This window comes from Pseudomonas sp. GM49, from assembly GCF_000282355.1.
GTDB lineage: Bacteria > Pseudomonadota > Gammaproteobacteria > Pseudomonadales > Pseudomonadaceae > Aquipseudomonas.
Genome location: NZ_AKJL01000226.1, coordinates 1 through 4,683, shown reverse-complemented (window position 1 = coordinate 4,683; position 4,683 = coordinate 1). Strand labels below are relative to the sequence as shown.

The 4,683-nt window shown below is 61.2% G+C and carries 5 protein-coding genes and 1 pseudogene; all 6 read right to left on the bottom strand.

Annotated elements, in window-relative coordinates:
- A partial coding sequence (locus PMI29_RS09275) for a phenylacyl-CoA dehydrogenase (RefSeq protein WP_008000739.1) occupies positions 1–1,645 on the bottom strand: 1,645 nt, incomplete at its 3' end.
- Between the two features lie 277 nt (positions 1,646–1,922).
- A complete protein-coding gene (locus tag PMI29_RS09280; protein ID WP_008000738.1) occupies positions 1,923–2,219 on the bottom strand; it encodes a hypothetical protein in 297 nt (98 codons plus the stop codon).
- A gap of 123 nt (positions 2,220–2,342) precedes the next feature.
- Positions 2,343–3,023, bottom strand: a complete 681-nt coding sequence (gene bioD / locus PMI29_RS09285) for a dethiobiotin synthase (RefSeq protein WP_008000737.1) — start codon at positions 3,021–3,023, stop codon at positions 2,343–2,345.
- On the bottom strand, positions 3,020–3,832 hold the full coding sequence (gene bioC / locus PMI29_RS09290; RefSeq protein WP_008000736.1) for a malonyl-ACP O-methyltransferase BioC: 813 nt from the start codon (positions 3,830–3,832) through the stop codon (positions 3,020–3,022). The genes bioD and bioC overlap by 4 nt, the downstream gene beginning before the upstream one ends.
- A complete protein-coding gene (locus tag PMI29_RS09295; RefSeq protein ID WP_008000735.1) occupies positions 3,825–4,556 on the bottom strand; it encodes an alpha/beta fold hydrolase in 732 nt (243 codons plus the stop codon). The genes bioC and PMI29_RS09295 overlap by 8 nt, the downstream gene beginning before the upstream one ends.
- Positions 4,549–4,683: pseudogene (locus PMI29_RS32055) on the bottom strand (8-amino-7-oxononanoate synthase); the annotation flags it as partial. The pseudogene PMI29_RS32055 and the gene PMI29_RS09295, both read right to left, overlap by 8 nt.

Genomic DNA, 4,683 nt, shown 5'->3' with positions numbered 1-4,683 from the left:
CAGCCAGTTTCTCGGCAGCCAGACGCGCCATGTCAGCCCAGAAGTAGGCCAGGCAGGCGTAACCGGAGTACATCAGGTAGTCCACGGAGGCCGCGCCGACTTCTTCGCGATCTTTCATGGCGGCCATACCGACCTTCATGGTCAGCTCGCCCCATTCCTTGTTCAGTGCAGCCAGCGGAGCGACGAACTCTTGAACCGCTTCGTTGCCTTCGTTGGTCTGGCAGAACTTGTGGACGATCTTGGTGAAGCCTTTCAGAGCCTCGCCTTGGGTCATCAGCACTTTACGGCCCAGCAGGTCGAGTGCCTGGATACCTGTGGTGCCTTCGTACAGCATCGAGATGCGGCTGTCGCGAACGTTCTGCTCCATGCCCCACTCGGCGATGAAGCCGTGGCCGCCATAGATCTGCACGCCGTGGTTGGCCGATTCGAAACCGACTTCGGTCATGAAGGCTTTGGCGATCGGAGTCATGAAAGCCAGCAGTGCGTCAGCTTTCTTCTTCGCCTCGGAGTCCACGCCGTATTTGACGATGTCGACCTGCTTGGCGGTGAAGTAAACCATCGCACGGTTGCCTTCGGCGAATGCCTTCATGGTCAACAGCATGCGACGTACGTCAGGGTGGACGATGATCGGGTCAGCGGCTTTGTCCGGCGCTTTCGGGCCAGTCAGCGAGCGCATTTGCAGACGGTCGCGAGCGTATTTCAGGCCGCCCTGGAAACCCACTTCGGCGTGGGCCAGGCCTTGCAGCGCGGTACCCAGACGTGCGGTGTTCATGAAGGTGAACATGCAGTTCAGGCCTTTGTTCGCCGGGCCGATCAGGAAACCGGTCGCGCCGTCGAAGTTCATCACGCAGGTGGCGTTGCCGTGGATGCCCATCTTGTGTTCCAGGGAACCGCAGGACACGGCGTTACGGGCGCCAACCGAACCATCAGCGTTCGGCATGAACTTCGGCACGATGAACAGGGAGATGCCTTTGGTGCCAGCCGGTGCATCCGGCAGGCGGGCCAGTACGATGTGGACGATGTTGTCGGCCATGTCGTGTTCACCGGCCGAGATGAAGATCTTGGTGCCGGAAACCTTGTAGGAACCGTCGGCCTGAGGTTCGGCCTTGGTGCGCAGCATGCCCAGGTCGGTGCCGCAGTGCGGCTCGGTCAGGCACATGGTGCCGGTCCATTCGCCGGAAACCAGCTTGGTCAGGTAGGCCTCTTGCTGCTCAGGGGTACCGTGCTCGGAGATGGTGTTCATCGCACCGTGCGACAGGCCCGGGTACATGCCCCACGACCAGTTGGATTCACCGACCATTTCGCTGATCGCCAGACCCAGGGACTCCGGCAGGCCCTGGCCGCCGTGCTCTACGTCGTGGGCCAGGCTTGGCCAGCCGCCTTCGACGAACTGCTTGTAGGCTTCCTTGAAGCCAGTCGGGGTCTTGACGCCGGACTCGCTCCAGGTGCAACCCTCGATGTCACCCACGCGGTTCAGCGGAGCCAGTACCTGCTCACAAAACTTGGCGCCTTCCTCGAGAATGGCGTCAACCATGTCCGGAGTTGCGTCGGCACAAGCAGGAAGGCTCTGATAGTGCGCTTCGTAGCCGAGCAGTTCGTCACGAACGAAGCGAATATCACGCAAGGGGGCCTTGTAGTCAGGCATAGCGATAAACCTCTGCTGATGTAACCGGGAATGAACGACCGCATTGATTTGTTGTTGCGATCAAACAGTTGTTTGAAACATACGTTTACGCCGAAATCTTGTCAAGCGTCGATCTTTTGCCGTTCGTCATCGCAGGATCGGACACACGGGCACAGGACAACGCAGCTGCGCTTTCAAGGCAGCCCGCCGCACAGAAAAGATTAGTTGAGCAAGAAAGACTTACGCAGAAAAACGCCGCGAACAGGCGCGGCGTTGAGGGTGCGGTATCAGCGAGGAATCAAGCGTAGGTATCGATCAATGTTCCGAGCACTTCATCGGCTGCCTTGGCGACTTTCACGCCCAGCTCTGCCTGAATCTTGCCTTGGGCCATTGCGACCACGTTGCTGGCCAGGTCCGATTGCTGGCTGCGATCAACCGACCGCAGACGATCGACTTGCACCTCGGAGGACTGGCTGGTGACCGAACGTTCGATCGTGGTGTTGGCGATCTGCCCGGCGGCTTGATCGACGCGGTTCTGCCCTGCCTGAAGGGTGCTCAGACCGGCATAAAAAGCGGTGCTTCCTGAGATTTCCAAGGGAGAACTCGTCCTTTCAATGGATCAACAGTGGCCATTGAAGCAGAGTGGCCGGCAAAACACCCGACAAAAGCACTAATGGCACAGTGCCTTGTCATAGGCAAAGCCCGCATCGCGAAAACGTCAGTCCAACAGGTCCAGCTGCAAGTGCTCTGCCACTGCTTCGGCTGTAACGGCCTTGAGTTTAGGCACACGCCCCAGGCACGGCGCCGGGAGGCGCTCGGCAAGGGTGGCCAGGTTTTCTTCCAGCCGCGATGTTTTCGGGTCGATGATGTTGGCCACCCATCCCGCCAGTTGCAAACCATCCCGGGCAATCGCTTCGGCGGTCAACAAGGCATGGCTGATACACCCCAGCCGCACGCCGACCACCAGGATCACCGGTAACTGCAACGCGATGGCGAGGTCCGACAGATTGTCCTGGTCCGCCAGCGGTACGCGCCAGCCGCCGGCGCCTTCGATCAGGGTGAAGTCCGCCTGCAGGCCCAGAATCTGCCGCATCGGCGCCAGCAACGACTGCACCGTCAGCGCTACGCCAGCCTCTCGCGCCGCCAGATGCGGGGCAATGGCCGGCTCGAAGGCCACCGGATTGACCTGTGCATACGTCAGCGGCAGCGAACACTCCGCCAGCAACGCCAGCGCATCGGCATTGCGCAGGCCTTTGGGCGTCACATCGCAACCGGAAGCGACCGGTTTGCCCGCCGCCGTGCTCAAACCCGCCGAACGCGCCGCATGCAGCAGGCCAGCAGCGACCGTGGTTTTACCGACATCGGTATCCGTGCCGGCGATGAAATAGGCTGCGCTCATAAGGGCTTCTCCAAAACGGCGTACACCACTTGATAAGTCGCCGGCAGGCCCTGGACCTGACGAAACTGCTCGTAAGCCTCGATCAGCCCCAGAATCCGTGCCCGGCCGGTCAAGCCACCCGGCCGCCCGGGATTGAGATTGTGCGCACCCAACGCCTTGAGTTCATGGGTCAGGCTGCGCACATCCGGGTAATGCAGCACGTGTGGAAGGTTTTGCAGACTGAGCATCCTCAAGCCGCTGGCCGCACACAACTGCTGATAAACACCAAACTCCCGGAAGCGGTTGACGTGCACCATGCCATCGACCTGCCGCCAGCTGTCGCGCAATTCAAACAACGTCCCTGCACAAAGACTAGCAAACGCGAAAATACCGCCCGGTTTCAACACTCGAAAGGCTTCACTGAGCACCGAGTCGAAGTCGGCGCACCACTGCACCGCCAGGCTGGAGAAGATCAGGTCGCAGGTCGAATCCTGCAGTGGCAAACGCTCGGCATCGCCGGCCACGAAGTGCGTGGCACCGCCCAATGGCCGGGCGTGGTTGAGCATGCCCTCGGCGATGTCCAGCGCCACACCGTGACTGCCCGGAAATTGCTCACCCAAGGCACGACTGAAATGCCCGGTGCCGCAGCCCAGATCCAGCCAACGCTGCGGTACAAAATCCCGCGGCAAGCGCCCGAGCAATTGGCTGCCCACATCACGTTGCAACTCGGCCACGCTGTCGTAGCTCTGCGCCGCGCGGGAGAATGATGCAGCTACCTGACGCTTGTCGGGCAAGCCGCCGGGCAGGTTGGGAAAGGATAGATCAGTCATCGCCGGACTCATGCAAAAAGGCCTGGATCGCCCCCGCCACACCGTGGGGATCCTCCAGGAGAAACGCGTGGCTGGCCTGTTCAATCAGACCGATTTCGACATCCGGCAGCAATGCCAACAACTCGCCCGCCGCTTGCGCCGGCACCAGCCCGTCGAGGCCAGCGAACAGATGCAATTGCGGACCGCGGAACGATTGCAGTGCCTGTCGTGTATCCAGTTGCGCGAGCACTTGCAGACCACTCAGCAGCACTGGCGCGGCGGTATTCGGCGCACCACCGAGCAACAACCGCGACAAGCCGCGCGGGTCTTCGGCGCCTTGGGCGCAGAGCAGTGAAAAACGCTTCAACGTCGCGCGCGGATCGGCTGCACATCCCGCCAGAAACGCATCGAAGGTTTCCCCGGACATGGCGCTTGACCATTGTTCATGCGCGACAAAAGACGCGTTGCTGGCCAGGGTGAACAGACCACAGCAGCGATCGCCACGCCGGGCCGCCAGTTCGCAGGCGAGCATGCCGCCCAATGACCAACCGCCAAGCCAGGCGTCTTGCGGCAATGTCGAATCAAGCTCTTCGAGCCATTCTTCAGGATCGCTCGAGTCCAGTTCCGGCAACGGCTCGATCTCAACGTGCAGGTGCTCATCCAGGCCGCGCAAGGCCGCCGCCAAAGGCTCCAGCGGTGAAACACCAAGGCCCCAGCCGGGCAGCAGAATCAGTCGATCACGCATGCTTCGGCTCCGGTCCCAGTTGTTGAAAACAATCGGCCAGTCCATTTAACAATAGCTGTACCTGGGCCTCGCTGTGGGCAGCACTGAGCGTGACCCGCAGTCGGGCGCTGCCGGCGGGCACGGTGGG